The following is a 13,729-nucleotide window of genomic DNA, read 5'->3' as shown; positions in this document are numbered from 1 at the left end:
ATTAAATATTATTAAAAATAATAAATGAATAGATAATTACTTTTCTTTAGAAATATACCAATATGATACCCCTATACATATAGCTCCACCAATCATATTACCTATTGTTACAGGAATTAAATTATTGGCTAAGCCCATTAAAGATACAGTTTCAGAATGAGGCAAAAATAACCCAACCCCTAATATAGTCATGTTTGCAATGCTATGCTCAAATCCTGCAGTTATAAATGCAAACAAACACCAAAAAATCATGATTAATTTTCCGCTTTCACTTTTTAATTTAAATCCACACCAAATTGCTAAACAAACTAAAATATTACATAAAACACCTTTTAATAATAAATCCATAAATGGAGCATTCATTTTCGCTGCTGAAACTTTAACAAAAAAGTCAGCTACAGATGCATTTGATACTGCTCCTGAGAAAACAACCACTATTGCCAAAAGAATTGAACCAATAAAATTACCAATATAACTAAATATCCAAACATTAATGGTTTCTTTCCATGTTACTTTTTTTTCTAAAGATCCTATGGTCATTATCAAATTGTTTCCTGTAAAAAGTTCTGAACCTGCCATTACAACTAAACTCAACGCGATTCCAAAACTTGCTCCCATAAGGATTTTTGTAAAAGGAGACTCTGCTGCTGACAATGTTCCTCCTACATTAAAAATAAGAATAATTCCAAGTCCTACATATAATCCTGCCAAAATTGATGCCACAAGATATTTTCCTTTACTTTTTTTAAGCAATGTTGATTTTGCAACGGCCGAAGCTGACACATTGTTAATAGTTTCACTAAACATAGTAAATTCCCCCTAAATTTTATATATATATTATTTGCTATATATAAATAATAAACCAAAAAAAAATAGAAGTATGTGATATTAATCACGACTTCTATAAAATTCTGCTAATTTTTCTGGGTCTACTACTATTTTTTTATTATTAAAACTAATCATACCTTCATTTTTCAGTAGATTTATTGCTCTTGAGATAGTTTCTCTAGGACTTCCTAGCATATCAGCTAAATAAGTAATTGTTATATTTAAATCAATCATGGTTCCATTTTCAGTTTTTACACCATAATCTCTAGATAGTTTCCATAATTTAGCCGCAACTTTTTTATCCATTCTTTTAGGAACTGTATTTTTAAGTTGCCTGTATAGCCTTCTTATTTTTTTGCTCATCATATTTAATATAATTTGGGTCAACAAAAAATCTTTTTCCATAAGTTCTAACAATTTATCTTTATCAATACCTAAAAGATTACTATTTTCAAAAGCCTCACAATTAATAGATGCAAATTTAGCATCGAATAATACTTCATTTATTATTTGTCCTTCATCTAAAATATAAACAACTTTCTTTTGACCTGCAGATGAAGACTTAAACATAGTCATTTTTCCCTTTAACACAAAATAAATTTTATTCAGTTCATCTCTTTCCGAAAAAAGTTTTTCCCCTTTTTTAATTTTAATAAGGTTAGAATGACTTTTAATAGCTTCAACAGTTTTTTCATTAGCATTTTCTAAAAAGCACAAATCAGTAGTATGGATTTTATCCATTATTTTTACCTCCTATTTCAAAAGAAAAATAAAGGGTTTGTATTAATATAAACTAATTATACTGTTAAAACTGCATAAAAGCCATTCATTTTACTTATAATTTAACCTATCAAATTTTTAAATGGTATCACTTACTATAAAAGTATTTTAAAGTGATTGAAGTGCTTGTTCTAAATCATTTATTATGTCCTTTTTATTTTCAAGGCCAATAGACACTCTTATCATTTCAGGCTTAACTCCTGCTGATAATTGTTGCTGTTCATTTAATTGAGCATGCGTAGTTGAAGCTGGGTGAATTATTAAAGACTTAGAATCACCTACATTTGCTAAATGTGAAAATAAGTTTAATGAAGAAATCAGTTTTTTAGCACTTTCATATCCACCTTTAACTCCAAAAGTAAATATAGATCCTGCTCCACTTGGTAAATACTCTTTAGCACGTTCATTATATTTATTTTCTTCTAAGGATGGATGATTTACCCACTCAATATTTGGATGATTCAATAAAAAGTTTGCTACTGCTAAAGCATTTTCTACATGTCTTTCCACTCTTAAAGATAAAGTTTCCAGTCCAAGAATTAACTGAAATGCATTAAACGGAGAAATGCATGCTCCAATATCCCTCAATAAAACTACCCTTAATCTTCCAATATAAGCAGCCTCTTTTAATGCCTCATGATATGAAATCCCATTATAAGTTGGATCTGGATTTACTAACTTAGGAAATTTACCATTATTCCAATTAAATTTACCTGAATCAATTACAACGCCACCAATAGAAGTTCCATTCCCACCTATGAACTTTGTAGCTGAATATACTACAATATCCGCTCCAAAATGGAAGGGTTTGCATAAGAAAGCTGTTGCGAAGGTATTATCAACTATAAGCGGAATTCCATTTTCATGAGCAATTTCTGAAATAGCTTTTATATCGCAGATATTTATGCCTGGATTTCCTATCGTTTCAATATATACTGCTTTTGTTTTATCAGTAATTGCACTCTTTAATTCTTCTAAATCATCAGGATTTACAAAATTAACTTTTATACCAAAGTCCTTTAAAGTTGAGGAAAACAAAGTGTACGTTCCTCCATATAAAGTTGATGCAGCTACAATTTCGTCTCCTGATGCTGCAATATTTAATATAGAATAAGTAATAGCAGCCATTCCTGAAGCAGTTGCTACTGCACCTACTCCACCTTCTAACAATGTCATTCTTTTTTCGAAAACATCAGTAGTAGGATTAGTAATTCTCGTATAAATATTTCCCCCTTTTTTTAGTGCAAATAAATCTGCTGCCTCTTCTGCATCTTCAAAAACATAAGATGTTGTTTGGTACAATGGTACAGCCCTTGATTTAGTGTTGCTATCAATTTCATAGCCCCCATGAAGTTGAAGTGTTTCAAATTGTAATCTTTTTGACATTTTAAAGCCCCCTTTTTTATATTAAAAAAGCCTTCTTACAGAATTTAATGTAAGAAAGCAAATTTATCTCTACATAATCCTCATCTTCCAGGCTATTAACCTGCTGGATTTAGCACCTTGAACTATTGTTCAGGTTGCCGGACTTCAAAGTGCCAGTCACTCAGTCTCTCTTGATAAGATTTTTTTATATTGATATGAAGTTTATCAGAATTATATAATGCTGTCAATATCTTTTTGAATTTGTTTTTATCAACGTTGTATCTAATACAAAAATAACATATAATAAAATAATACATATATACTCTAGTATACCGAAAGGATAAAAATGAACCTTAACTTCAGAACAAAAAAATTTTTCATGTTATTTATTTCTTTATCAATACTTTCACTTTTATATTTTATTTTAAAAGATAGTATTGATAATGTTGACACTTTACTAACAACCGGATCTGTTACTGACGTATCTTCTTTAATTAAATCTTGGGGTATTGCAGCACCTTTATTAAGTATTTTGCTTATGATTTTTCAATCACTAGCCTTCCCTATTCCTGCATTCCTAATAACAGGGGCTAACGGAGCTATATTTGGTTTTTTTGGAGGTCTAGTTGTTTCATGGATAGGCGCAATGCTTGGGGCTATTACTTCCTATTATTTAGCTCGTTTTCTAGGTGAATCTTTTGTAAGAAAGCTTGGACATAATAAGGGCCTTTGGGAAAATATTGAGAATATTAGTAGCACACAAGGTTTTAAATTTATATTAATTGGCCGATTACTGCCTTTTATTTCATTTGATATCGTAAGCTATGCTGCGGGACTAAGTAGCATGAAAGTTTTTCCTTTTGCAATAGCTACAGGGATAGGCATGTTGCCTGGCACTATTGTTTATGTATTAATGGGTACTGGATTTACTAGATTTGATTTTGTTTCATCTAAAGGGAAAATAATTTTAATTTTAATTGCAGTAATTGCATTAATAATATTCTTTGTTCTCAAGAAAATAAAAAAAAGAAAGGAGAACAAATTTTCACATGAACACTAATGATGTATTACAAGTAGCCGCCTACGCTGGTAGAATCATTTTAGAAAATGGTGGCGAAACTTATAGAGTAGAAGAAACAATAAAAAGAATCTGTTCATCTTTAGGAGTAAAACATACCGATAGTTTTGTAACCCCAACTGGTATAATGATATCTGTTTCAGATGAAACAAACACAATTTCATGCATAAAAAGAATATATATTAGAACTGTAAATTTAGAAAAAGTATCAATGGTGAACGATTTATCTAGAAAAGTAAGCTCTGAAAGTTTAACTCTTGAGGAAGTAAAAGAATCCCTATATTATATAGACACTTTTACTTCTTATAATAATAGCACAATTCTAATCTTTTCTGGGTTAGCTGCAGCTTTTTTTGCCTTGCTTTTTGGAGGAACTTTAAATGATTTCATTGTTTCTCTTATAACTGGAATCATAGTAAAATTCGTAACTATATATCTAAACAAAATAAAAACCAATGATTTTTTTGTAAATGCTATTGGTGGCGCAATTTCAGCACTTATAGCTGCCTTTAGTATCAGCATAAATTTTGGAAATAACATAGATACTATAATAATTGGTTCAATAATGATACTGGTTCCCGGAATTTCTATCACAAACGCCATTAGAGATACAATCGCTGGTGATTTAGTTTCTGGAATCGCTCGTGCTGTTGAGTCTATATTTATAGCTGTAGCAATAGCCATCGGAACTGGTACTATACTAAAGCTTTGGTCTTTAGCTTTTGGAGGTTTATTTTAATGACTACTTTATCTTTCTATAAAATTATTTCAAATTTCATCTTTGCTTTTGTTTCAACCTTAAGCTTTGGGATACTTTTCAATGTGAAAGGTAATAAAGTAATTGCCGCTTCTATAGGTGGTGGTTTAGGTTGGATAGTTTATATACTTCTGTATGATATGAATATTTCAAAAATAGTATCTATTTTTATTGCAACTATTGTTATTTCTGTTTATTCTGAAATTATAGCACGAGTAATGAAACAACCAGTGACTATGTTTGCCATATCAGCAATAATTCCTTTAGTTCCTGGGTCTGGAATGTATTACACTATGTATGAAGTTATTCAAGGCAATAATGAAAAAGCTTCTTTATTAGGAATGGAAACTTTTGTAATAGCTTGTTCTATTGCTTCGGGAATTACTTTAGTATCGTCAATAACAAAATTAATAAACCCAAAATTGGGTAGAAAAAAAAGAATATAATAATTATATTTTAGAGAGGTGTCCCTTATGAATACTAATAATCATTATTTGAATTTTATTCCAGAAACAATGCCTTCACAAGAAAAAAAAGAAAAGGACCTTTTTTTTGTGTTTTATAACAACAAAATACTTGTATTTTATAAAAAAACCGTAGTAACCATACCAAGTTTTTCTGAATTTGCAAAATTGTCTTTAAATAATTATGAGGAGTATTATCTTGGTAAATTTAAAGATACTCCTTGTTACGCTATTAAATTAAATGAAGACCCAATTCTTTGTGATGAACTAAAATTTGAAGATCTACGTTCTATAGGTTTATCAATCGGGGAAGATTTTTTTACTATAGCTGGCAAAGCATATCAAATACTCAATTGGCAAGAAACTCATAATTTTTGTGGTCGTTGTGGGAGTAGATTAGAAAATAGCCAACATGAACGTTCTAAAATTTGTAATACATGTGGTTTAATATCATATCCAAAAATTTCTCCCGCAATAATTGTTGCTGTGACTAAAGGAGACAAGCTATTGCTAGCTCATAACAATAATTTCCCTGAAAATCTTTATAGTGTCATTGCCGGATTTGTAGAACCTGGTGAGACAGTGGAGCAATGTATTAAAAGAGAAGTTTATGAAGAAACCAATATAAAAATTAAAGATATAAAATATTTTTCCAGTCAACCTTGGTCTTTCCCTGATTCTCTTATGTTAGGTTTCACTGCATCCTACGATTCTGGGGATATAAAAGTAGATGAAGTAGAAATAAATAATGCAGCTTGGTTTACAGTGGATTCTTTGCCTTTAATTCCTTCAAAAATTAGTATCGCAAGAAAACTAATAGATAACTTTATTGAATCACAATGCCATTAAGTATTCACTTAATGAATCTAATAAATACGGTATGTTAATATAGAAATTACAATAGTATAAAAGAGGTTAATTTAAAATTAGTACATGTACATAAGCTTGAAATCCCAAGCTTATGTACACATACTAATTTATTTTACAGTATATTTATTTTTCATTTAAAATTGTATATTCTTAAGCCCATTTATTTCTTCAATATTCTTCAGATCTACCCTAACCTTTGGTCCAATTAAGCCTATCAAAGAATAAACCTTTGTAAGAGGATCATATTTGAAATCTTTTACCAATTGAAAATTTTCGATTTCTTCTGTGTTTTTAACATGGATTCTAGGTCCTGTACAAACGTGATTAAATCCACTTCCAATAGATATATGTTTATCATCTAAGTAACATACATCCATCTTCTCTTCTATATATTTTTTTACACTATCTTCTAATGCTTGAATATCTATTAATGGTTTTTCATTAAATTCTAATACAAATCCATGTTGAACATCGCTATGTTCCTCACATCTAGGTATGCCAAACTCTTTTTCTAGTACCATAGAAGTTAAATCCTCAGCTGTATGAGCCATTTTTCTATACTTCAATGATTTAACAACTATATCCGAAATGTCTTTTGGTTGAGGTCCAAAAATAGAAGGTCTTGTAACTATCACCTCTTCTCCAATACCAATTAAAATTTCTGCATTCATTTCTAAAAAAGGATATATAAGTTCAAAGTGCTCTATAATCACCCTTTTTTCTTCTTTTATTGCTTGTTTCACAGCATCAGCTAATACATGCATTTGTGTGAAAGCTGATTCAAATCTAACATCAATATGATAAGTGTGAGGACTAAAAAATTTATTTTGATTATCTTGGTCTAATAAAGGTAACGGTCTTACATTTACACCTTCATCATCACTTGTAAGTTCAAGTCCTGGAAACATGCCTTTTATTAGCAAAGATTTTCCTGCACCTGCATCCCCAACAAATCCAACAAGTTTATCAAGTGGACTTAAATACCTTTGAGCAATTTGATGCCCAAGTAATAAAAGTCTTTTCTTTCCTCTAGGTGCAAAGTACATAGAATACATTAAAGATTCATGTAATAAAGATATAGCCATATTTCTCCTCCATTTTCTTATAAATCAAACTCCAAACCTAAAAGCGGTGCATGCTGCTGAGCTCCATATACATCTGTTTCTCCTAATTTTCCTGAACTAAAAGGTCTTTTGATAGTTGATTTAATAGCTTTTGCTGGTTTGAACTCAATTACATTTATTACATCTTCAACATTGATTTTATATAAACCCGCTATTAATTCTTTATTTATTACACCAGCTTTACAAATCATATTAAACATTTCCCATTCTTTAAATATTATATCAAATGTCAGTTCATATGGACCTGCATTTTTACTTCTAATGACTTCAGCAATATCTATAAGTTTTATTTTCATAGTTTCCTCCTTTAAACTTCTATTGTTTCAATAGGAAATAATTCACAAGGGTTATCTACTTCAACTAGATGATACAAGCTAAACTCATAGACTTCTCCTGCTTTGAAATCAGATGGAGAATAAGGAAAAGCTAAATTACCAGCAGTAGATATTCTTCCCTTATATCCAAAATGTAGCATTGTAGAGCGCGCAAATGAACATATTGTATTAGCTATTTCTTGTTGATTGGCAACTGATTCAATTATTATACCTATTTCATGACCAGCAATATGTTTACAAGGTTCAAGTGTTCCCATTATAGCATCCTTTCCATATATCTTAAAATCTAAAAAATATTCGAACCCATGACTTTTAAAATTATCTTCAACTCTTTCTTTTACTTCTTCTATTATACTATCTATTTCTGAAATCATGATAGGATCCCTGGTTCCTGCAATAGAAATTGTTCTATATCCTATTTTTTTTGCTCCTTCAAGTTTTATTGTGTATTTTTCAGAAGGAATAAATTTTGACCCTGTAACTTTAACTATATTATCATCAATTTGTTCAAATTTTGTATTAAAAAGATCAATAACTCCTCCCGGACCTGGCAAAATATATGGATTAGTTTTTTCATATAATGTATGAGCCGCTACTGACATTGTTGTACATCTTCTTATTTTATTTAAAGGTTCTAGCTTAAAGTAATCTTCCCCCAAATAGCCAAACATACAATCACTTCCACTTCCTGGTGTTGCTGCTATACTTGCACACTCTAAAATTTTACCCATATGAAGAGCCAATCCAGGGTCATAGCCATTTTTTATTGGTAGAGCTGCAAAAACCGTAGGATCATAAGCTCTTCCTGCAAGAATAACCTGTGCTTTGTTTTCTAAAGCTTTTATAAATGGTTCAATACCCATTTGACCTACTATTCTATTAGTATCATTCAATTCCTTTATTGTTAATTCTGGTGCTGGATGTAAAGGAGTTATTTTATTTTCATTAAATTTCTTAATAATTAATTTCTTATCTATCTCAGCATGTATTATAGCCATTCTAAAATTCAAGGAATTTTCTTTTGCTATCTCTTCTACAATTTCCCTAGTCCATTTTAAATGTGGTTCTCCCCCACTTCCTCCTGATGTACCCACAACAACCGGAACCCCATTTTCTATACCCGCATTTATCATTATTGTCAAATCCCTTTTTACTGCATTTCTATCTGTAAATGAGATTCCTGAACCTAAATAATAAGGACCTGGATCTGTAGATCCAGCATCTACTGCAATTAAATCTGGCTTTCTTTTCATTCCTTCTAGAAAAGATTCCATAGGAAATCCATATCCTAAAATAGCTGTTGGAGATAATACTTTAAATTCCTTCATGCCTATTCCTCCTTTTTGTTAATGCTAATATCCTATTCATTTCATTAAAAACTATCATGTAACCCTCATCAACACCCATACCAGGTTTTGCTAATATTTGATCAGGTTCAACAGCCATAGCAATATGAACGCAAACTTGAGCAGACCTATCTGTCTCATTACAAGTCCCACCTTGATATGCACCAACATTCTTATATTTACAATACATAACAGCCTCAATAATATTATTTATACCACCCAAATCTGGTGTTTTTATTTGAATCATATGTCCTGCTTTGTTATCTGCAAAATATTTAATATCGTCTAAATTATTACACCATTCATCAGCTACAATTTCTATATTAATGTTCTCCTCATCAATTCTTTTAGTAATTTCTTTTAACGCTAACATCTGTGCTTCTCTTTCTTCCATATCCATTGGACCCTCTATTCTCAACGTCAAAGGGAAAGCAGCTTTCTCTAATTTTCTAAAATATTCAATAATTCTATCATAATCATTATCAAAAGCAGCACCAATGGTTCCGTAGACATCTATATGAAGAACAGGATAATAATCTTCCTCATTTCTAACTTGGAAAATTCTATTTCTTAACCAAGCAACATATTCAAGAAGTAACTCTCCATTTTCACCCAACTTTTGTTTTACATTGTTTATTAAAGCATGAGGAAGTACATCAGCACCTTTAATAATCATTTTATCAACATTCTTATATCTATCATCTCCAGATTGCATAAATATAGGAATTGCTTTTTCCGAAATTTTTGTTTTATACTCTTCTGCAATTATTTCAGCCATTAATTTTTTATTACTTTTTGCAACTGCATCTAATATTGCCTGGGTAATACCATACCTTAAAGCGGTATGTAACTTTTTCCCTGTTTCCGGGTTAATGAAATCATCAACCTCTTCTGCTAAACTTTTAAAAGAATCCGCTTCTTTTCCTATCAAAATAGGATAAATAAATTTCTCAATGACAGGAATATAATCCTTAGCTAAAAATAAAGGATCTCTTCCTCCTGTACCAGAATATTGAACTGCAGCACAATCTCCATAAGCAATCTGTCCATCCTCCAAAATAATCATAACTGATATTGACTCTCCAGCTTGTCTAATGGAAGTAAATCCTTTTGTAACTGGCTCACCTTTATAAGTATTTCCGTCATTCACAGCTGTAGTTTTTATAGCTCTTTGATCATCAAAGAAAAATCCTGTCTTTCCATTGGAACAAACTATATCTATAATTTTCATCACTATGCCTCCTTATCTTGGTCTTCCTACCAATTTTCCTTTTCCTATTGCATAAATATCATCTATTACCATTTGAAAACTAATATCCCTACGTTCAAAAGTTGCTCTTTCTCTTATTTTTCTTTTATGGAATTCTTTAATTTCATTTGTAAAAGGAATATTTGCACATTCTAAAAATCTAACTGCTCCATTATTATCTCTAGCTGGAAGTGCTTTTCCTGCATTAAATTTACTAGGTGCAAAGGGTACATCCACAACACCTGCCGCAAATCCTCTAACTATCCCTTTTGCTATATCATTATCACCTAATTCAAATAATTTGTTTATAATACATCTTGTTTCTGCCTTTATTATATTTATTTCCTCTTCTAATTCTCTTGTAAGAGGCATTCTTTGATCTCTTAACATTGTAACTACTTGTTTAGTAGTTTTTAATCCACTTGAATTAGCCTCTTTTGTTGGTATACCCATAGCTTCATGAGGAGTCTTAACTATCACCTTTGTAGCCCCTGCTAAAGCTGCAACTGATGCCCCCCATGATATTACTCCAAATGCTTTAGCTTCATCTTGTGGAAATCCACCCATCCATTGATGCAAAACAGTAGTTACAATAACATCTTCATATCCTAATTTTATCAAATACTCTTCAGTTAATTCTTGCAAACTTTGTATAGCAGCCACATCTTGAATCAAGTTTCCACATTGACCATAACCCACAGTTATGTTTTTAACCCCTTGTTCAGCTGCCAATATACTTTCCACCACCGCAACAGAATGAGAAATACATGGTGGAACTAAGGTTCCTGTCAAAGGACCAAAAGGCTCTCTATTAATACTTACCCCCGCCTCTTCATATAATCCTATTAATCTATCTGTATATTGCCAATCATAAATTGTTTTTTCAAGATTATTATTTTTAGAGTATGGAATATTATAAGAAATTCCTCCCCCTTCGTAAGAAGTAAATCCACCTGCAATTGATATCTCTGTTAATAATCTTGCATCAGGTGTCCCATGCCTTACCTGTACCGGAGAGTTAACTGACTCATTTACTTTTCTGCACAACTCCACTCCATGATTTACAGCCGGAAATCCATTTAATAATGATCTACCTTGTTTTCTACTTTCTAAAATACCTTCCTCTGCTTCTTGATATCTATTATGTCTAGTATAACTATCTATGGTAGTAGGTAATAAATCAGCTTCTCCTTCATCCTCTAAATACTTTAATAATTCTATATGTTCGTCAACTAAAGCAACCCCTGCCCTAGGTTGAATTAATGTTAAGCCTTTTTCTTTTGCTTTAACTAATTTATGACTAAACTTTTTTTCTTTTGGTATATTTTTGTGATACTCAACACTTTCCTCAAAATTTACTTTTTCTCCCGTAACCCACTGATTTAAAACTTCTTTTCTTATTTGTTCAAATTCACTAAAACTTAATTTTTTATTTTTAATCTCCATTTTATATACACTCCTACAATAAATTTGTTATTTCTTTTTTCATTATTTTTAAAGCAATCAATGGATATTTTTCTGCTAACAAACCCATAGCTGCTAGAATATACTTATCATCTAATAAGAATTTGGGTTCTATAGGTTTTAGAATAGTAGGCATATCTTTTTCAAAAGCTACTTCTTTTAATATATTTAAAGGGTCCAAACTATTAATGATAGGTCCTCCAGTTCCAATTACATATTCTATATTGGTTAAATCTTTACCCTCTTGAACATATGCTGCACCAAATGGTGTATATTGAGTTTCTAATCTTCCTACATGCCTATTTATAGCTTCTTTTACAGCTAATTTTGATAATGCTGTTTCTAATTTACTTAACGAATCTCCAGGTATAGAAAATTTTTCTGGATACTTTTCTAGCTCCTTCACTAATTCTTCAATCTTTTCAATAGATAAACATGTTAATTTAACAATATCTTCTATACCTATTGAATCAATCAATGCTCTAGCACTATATCTTAATCCCAAATCACCTTCAACTGTTCTTTTGTCAAAAGGTTCTTTTAATCCTTTAAGACAAACTCCAGTTCTTGATGGTTCCCCTTCTGCTAAAGAATGCACATCTGTTGTAGCTCCTCCAATATCTATAATGATTAATTCCCCTAAACCTTCCTCAGTTTCAAAGCCATTAGCTAATAATGTAGCTGCACTTAAAACTGCTGATGGTGTTGGCATCAAAATTCCTTCTACAACAGTTTTAATTTTTGTAAACCCCTTTGCTTCAATAATTCTTTTTAAAAATAATTCTCTAATGGCATTTCTTGCTGACTCAATATTCAAAAAATTTAATTTAGGCATAACATTTTCTACAATAGTTGCTTCTTTACCATTAGCTTCTAATATTGTTTCAACTTCATTAGCTGCTGTCTTATTTCCTGCAACTATAACCGGAAAATTATACTTAGCCTGTGAAATCATTTTTGCATTATGAATAATTGTGTTAGTATTTCCTCCATCTGTTCCTCCAGTTAATAAAACAATATCCGGTTTAATTTCTTCAATTTCTTGTAATTCAAGTTTATTTAATTCATAAGAAAAAACCTTTATTACTTTTGCTCCCGCACTAAGTGCAGCTCTTTTTGCAGCTTCAGCAGTTAGATCTGGCACCAACCCCACAGCAACCATTTTTAAACCTCCTGCCGCACTACTACATGCAAATTTTTCAATATAATCTATTTTCCCAATTTTTAATTCTAAAATTTTCAATGCATTGCTAAGACCCTCTGCAATATCGGTGTTAATCGTTGTAAATGACTTTGAAGTCCCTAGTATATCTGACGTTTCAATATCCACCGCAGTAATTTTTGTATAAGTACTACCAAAGTCAATTAATAAAATCGGTTTCATTTTCTAATCAACTCCTAAATCCTTTTTAAGATCCGCAATAGTAACTTCTGGAAGTGTTCCTGGTGCATATATTCTATCAAAACCCATTTTTTTATATTTTTCTATAACTTCATTAAAATCAGTCTTCCCTACTACCAAATTTCCTCCTGCATATAAGAGGATATTCTCTATACCTGATTCTACACATTTTTCTCTTAAACCTCTACAATCCAGTTCTCCATGTCCATATAAAGATGATACTATAATAGCATCTGCATCAGTTTCTATTGCTGCTTCAATATACTCTTCTTGTGAAACCATAACCCCTAAATTAGTTACCTCAAAACCAGCTTCAGTAAAAGCATGATTTAAAATCTGATTTCCAACTGCATGAACATCTGCACCAATTACTCCAATAACAATTTTCTTGCCTTTATTTTTCATCTTTAACTCCTCCTATTTTACAAACTATTTTATTAAAATTATCTTCTTAATTCTATATTATGTTTTGTATAGTATACGGTTACAATTGGACTATGCCATAAGTATAGTATCCTATTTTATTATTGTCAATATCACTTCTTTATTGATTATTTCTATAATTAACGCTTTTATTTCTTTAGTTTTTCATCTATGAATTCCTTTATTAATATTCTTGCAAAACAAAGAAAAAGCACTCTTTATTATTTGCTTTTTCCTTTTTATT

At 30.8% G+C, this 13,729-nt stretch carries 14 protein-coding genes and 1 riboswitch; of the genes, 4 read left to right on the top strand and 10 right to left on the bottom strand.

Features of this window, described 5'->3' with window-relative positions; genetic code table 11:
* Positions 1 to 36: 36 nt before the first annotated feature.
* The 3 genes from BUB83_RS00830 to BUB83_RS00820 all read right to left on the bottom strand — a co-directional run bounded on the left by BUB83_RS00830 (position 37) and on the right by BUB83_RS00820 (position 2,994).
* Positions 37 to 807, bottom strand: coding sequence for a formate/nitrite transporter family protein (locus BUB83_RS00830; protein WP_073336011.1), 771 nt, complete (start codon positions 805 to 807; stop codon positions 37 to 39).
* A gap of 81 nt (positions 808 to 888) precedes the next feature.
* A complete protein-coding gene (locus tag BUB83_RS00825; protein WP_073336009.1) occupies positions 889 to 1,569 on the bottom strand; it encodes a Crp/Fnr family transcriptional regulator in 681 nt (226 codons plus the stop codon).
* Positions 1,570 to 1,716: 147 nt separating this feature from the next.
* Entirely contained in the window at positions 1,717 to 2,994 is a 1,278-nt protein-coding gene (locus BUB83_RS00820) for an O-acetylhomoserine aminocarboxypropyltransferase/cysteine synthase family protein (RefSeq protein ID WP_073336007.1), read from the bottom strand.
* A 77-nt stretch (positions 2,995 to 3,071) separates the two neighbouring features.
* Positions 3,072 to 3,174: riboswitch (SAM riboswitch) on the bottom strand.
* Positions 3,175 to 3,319: 145 nt separating this feature from the next.
* On the opposite strand from BUB83_RS00820, the gene BUB83_RS00815 reads away from it, so the two are divergent.
* From BUB83_RS00815 to nudC, 4 genes are read left to right on the top strand one after another with little or no spacing between them, the layout of a single operon-like run.
* Positions 3,320 to 4,033 carry a TVP38/TMEM64 family protein gene (locus tag BUB83_RS00815; protein WP_073336005.1) on the top strand — a complete coding sequence of 238 codons (714 nt, stop codon included), beginning with the start codon at positions 3,320 to 3,322 and terminating at the stop codon, positions 4,031 to 4,033.
* The gene (locus tag BUB83_RS00810; protein ID WP_073336003.1) at positions 4,023 to 4,790 is read left to right on the top strand and encodes a threonine/serine exporter family protein; all 768 of its coding nucleotides are present in this window, start codon (positions 4,023 to 4,025) and stop codon (positions 4,788 to 4,790) included. Before BUB83_RS00815 ends, BUB83_RS00810 begins: the two co-directional genes overlap by 11 nt.
* The gene (locus tag BUB83_RS00805; RefSeq protein ID WP_242950610.1) at positions 4,790 to 5,254 is read left to right on the top strand and encodes a threonine/serine exporter family protein; all 465 of its coding nucleotides are present in this window, start codon (positions 4,790 to 4,792) and stop codon (positions 5,252 to 5,254) included. The genes BUB83_RS00810 and BUB83_RS00805 overlap by 1 nt, the downstream gene beginning before the upstream one ends.
* A 27-nt stretch (positions 5,255 to 5,281) precedes the next feature.
* On the top strand, positions 5,282 to 6,121 hold the full coding sequence (gene nudC / locus BUB83_RS00800; protein ID WP_073336001.1) for an NAD(+) diphosphatase: 840 nt from the start codon (positions 5,282 to 5,284) through the stop codon (positions 6,119 to 6,121).
* A gap of 155 nt (positions 6,122 to 6,276) precedes the next feature.
* Here nudC and BUB83_RS00795 read toward each other — a convergent pair whose 3' ends face one another.
* Genes BUB83_RS00795 through glmS form a run of 7 tightly spaced genes read right to left on the bottom strand, consistent with a single transcriptional unit; the run spans position 6,277 to position 13,467 of the window.
* Positions 6,277 to 7,227, bottom strand: a complete 951-nt coding sequence (locus BUB83_RS00795) for a lantibiotic ABC transporter (protein WP_073335999.1) — start codon at positions 7,225 to 7,227, stop codon at positions 6,277 to 6,279.
* A 17-nt stretch (positions 7,228 to 7,244) separates the two neighbouring features.
* Positions 7,245 to 7,562: a DUF4387 domain-containing protein gene (locus BUB83_RS00790; protein ID WP_073335997.1), complete on the bottom strand. Its 318-nt coding sequence runs from the start codon at positions 7,560 to 7,562 to the stop codon at positions 7,245 to 7,247.
* An 11-nt stretch (positions 7,563 to 7,573) separates the two neighbouring features.
* On the bottom strand, positions 7,574 to 8,929 hold the full coding sequence (locus BUB83_RS00785; RefSeq protein WP_073335994.1) for an acyclic terpene utilization AtuA family protein: 1,356 nt from the start codon (positions 8,927 to 8,929) through the stop codon (positions 7,574 to 7,576).
* On the bottom strand, positions 8,916 to 10,178 hold the full coding sequence (locus tag BUB83_RS00780) for a methylaspartate ammonia-lyase (RefSeq protein WP_073335992.1): 1,263 nt from the start codon (positions 10,176 to 10,178) through the stop codon (positions 8,916 to 8,918). Before BUB83_RS00780 ends, BUB83_RS00785 begins: the two co-directional genes overlap by 14 nt.
* Positions 10,179 to 10,190: 12 nt before the next feature.
* A complete protein-coding gene (locus BUB83_RS00775) occupies positions 10,191 to 11,642 on the bottom strand; it encodes a methylaspartate mutase subunit E (protein ID WP_073335990.1) in 1,452 nt (483 codons plus the stop codon).
* Positions 11,643 to 11,655: 13 nt separating this feature from the next.
* Complete coding sequence (glmL, locus tag BUB83_RS00770) at positions 11,656 to 13,044, bottom strand: methylaspartate mutase accessory protein GlmL (RefSeq protein ID WP_073335988.1); 1,389 nt, start codon at positions 13,042 to 13,044, stop codon at positions 11,656 to 11,658.
* 3 nt (positions 13,045 to 13,047) lie between these two features.
* Positions 13,048 to 13,467, bottom strand: coding sequence for a methylaspartate mutase subunit S (gene glmS / locus BUB83_RS00765; protein ID WP_073335986.1), 420 nt, complete (start codon positions 13,465 to 13,467; stop codon positions 13,048 to 13,050).
* Positions 13,468 to 13,729: the final 262 nt, after the last annotated feature.

Origin of the sequence: Clostridium grantii DSM 8605, assembly GCF_900129965.1 — a bacterium.
GTDB classification, from domain to species: Bacteria; Bacillota; Clostridia; order Clostridiales; family Clostridiaceae; genus Clostridium_AF; species Clostridium_AF grantii.
The sequence above is the reverse complement of the archived record's forward strand: the minus strand, read 5'-3'. Positions and strand labels throughout refer to the sequence as shown.

What these genes read in the sequence shown, in the direction of transcription:
- BUB83_RS00790 (WP_073335997.1), bottom strand. Translation starts at nt 7,562, where the DNA reads ATGAAAATAAAACTTATAGATATTGCTGAAGTCATTAGAAGTAAAAAT.
- BUB83_RS00820 (WP_073336007.1), bottom strand. Translation starts at nt 2,994, where the DNA reads ATGTCAAAAAGATTACAATTTGAAACACTTCAACTTCATGGGGGCTAT.
- BUB83_RS00775 (WP_073335990.1), bottom strand. Translation starts at nt 11,642, where the DNA reads ATGGAGATTAAAAATAAAAAATTAAGTTTTAGTGAATTTGAACAAATA.
- BUB83_RS00810 (WP_073336003.1), top strand. Translation starts at nt 4,023, where the DNA reads ATGAACACTAATGATGTATTACAAGTAGCCGCCTACGCTGGTAGAATC.
- glmS (WP_073335986.1), bottom strand. Translation starts at nt 13,467, where the DNA reads ATGAAAAATAAAGGCAAGAAAATTGTTATTGGAGTAATTGGTGCAGAT.
- BUB83_RS00830 (WP_073336011.1), bottom strand. Translation starts at nt 807, where the DNA reads ATGTTTAGTGAAACTATTAACAATGTGTCAGCTTCGGCCGTTGCAAAA.
- glmL (WP_073335988.1), bottom strand. Translation starts at nt 13,044, where the DNA reads ATGAAACCGATTTTATTAATTGACTTTGGTAGTACTTATACAAAAATT.
- BUB83_RS00795 (WP_073335999.1), bottom strand. Translation starts at nt 7,227, where the DNA reads ATGGCTATATCTTTATTACATGAATCTTTAATGTATTCTATGTACTTT.
- BUB83_RS00805 (WP_242950610.1), top strand. Translation starts at nt 4,790, where the DNA reads ATGACTACTTTATCTTTCTATAAAATTATTTCAAATTTCATCTTTGCT.
- BUB83_RS00785 (WP_073335994.1), bottom strand. Translation starts at nt 8,929, where the DNA reads ATGAAGGAATTTAAAGTATTATCTCCAACAGCTATTTTAGGATATGGA.
- nudC (WP_073336001.1), top strand. Translation starts at nt 5,282, where the DNA reads ATGAATACTAATAATCATTATTTGAATTTTATTCCAGAAACAATGCCT.
- BUB83_RS00815 (WP_073336005.1), top strand. Translation starts at nt 3,320, where the DNA reads ATGAACCTTAACTTCAGAACAAAAAAATTTTTCATGTTATTTATTTCT.
- BUB83_RS00825 (WP_073336009.1), bottom strand. Translation starts at nt 1,569, where the DNA reads ATGGATAAAATCCATACTACTGATTTGTGCTTTTTAGAAAATGCTAAT.
- BUB83_RS00780 (WP_073335992.1), bottom strand. Translation starts at nt 10,178, where the DNA reads ATGAAAATTATAGATATAGTTTGTTCCAATGGAAAGACAGGATTTTTC.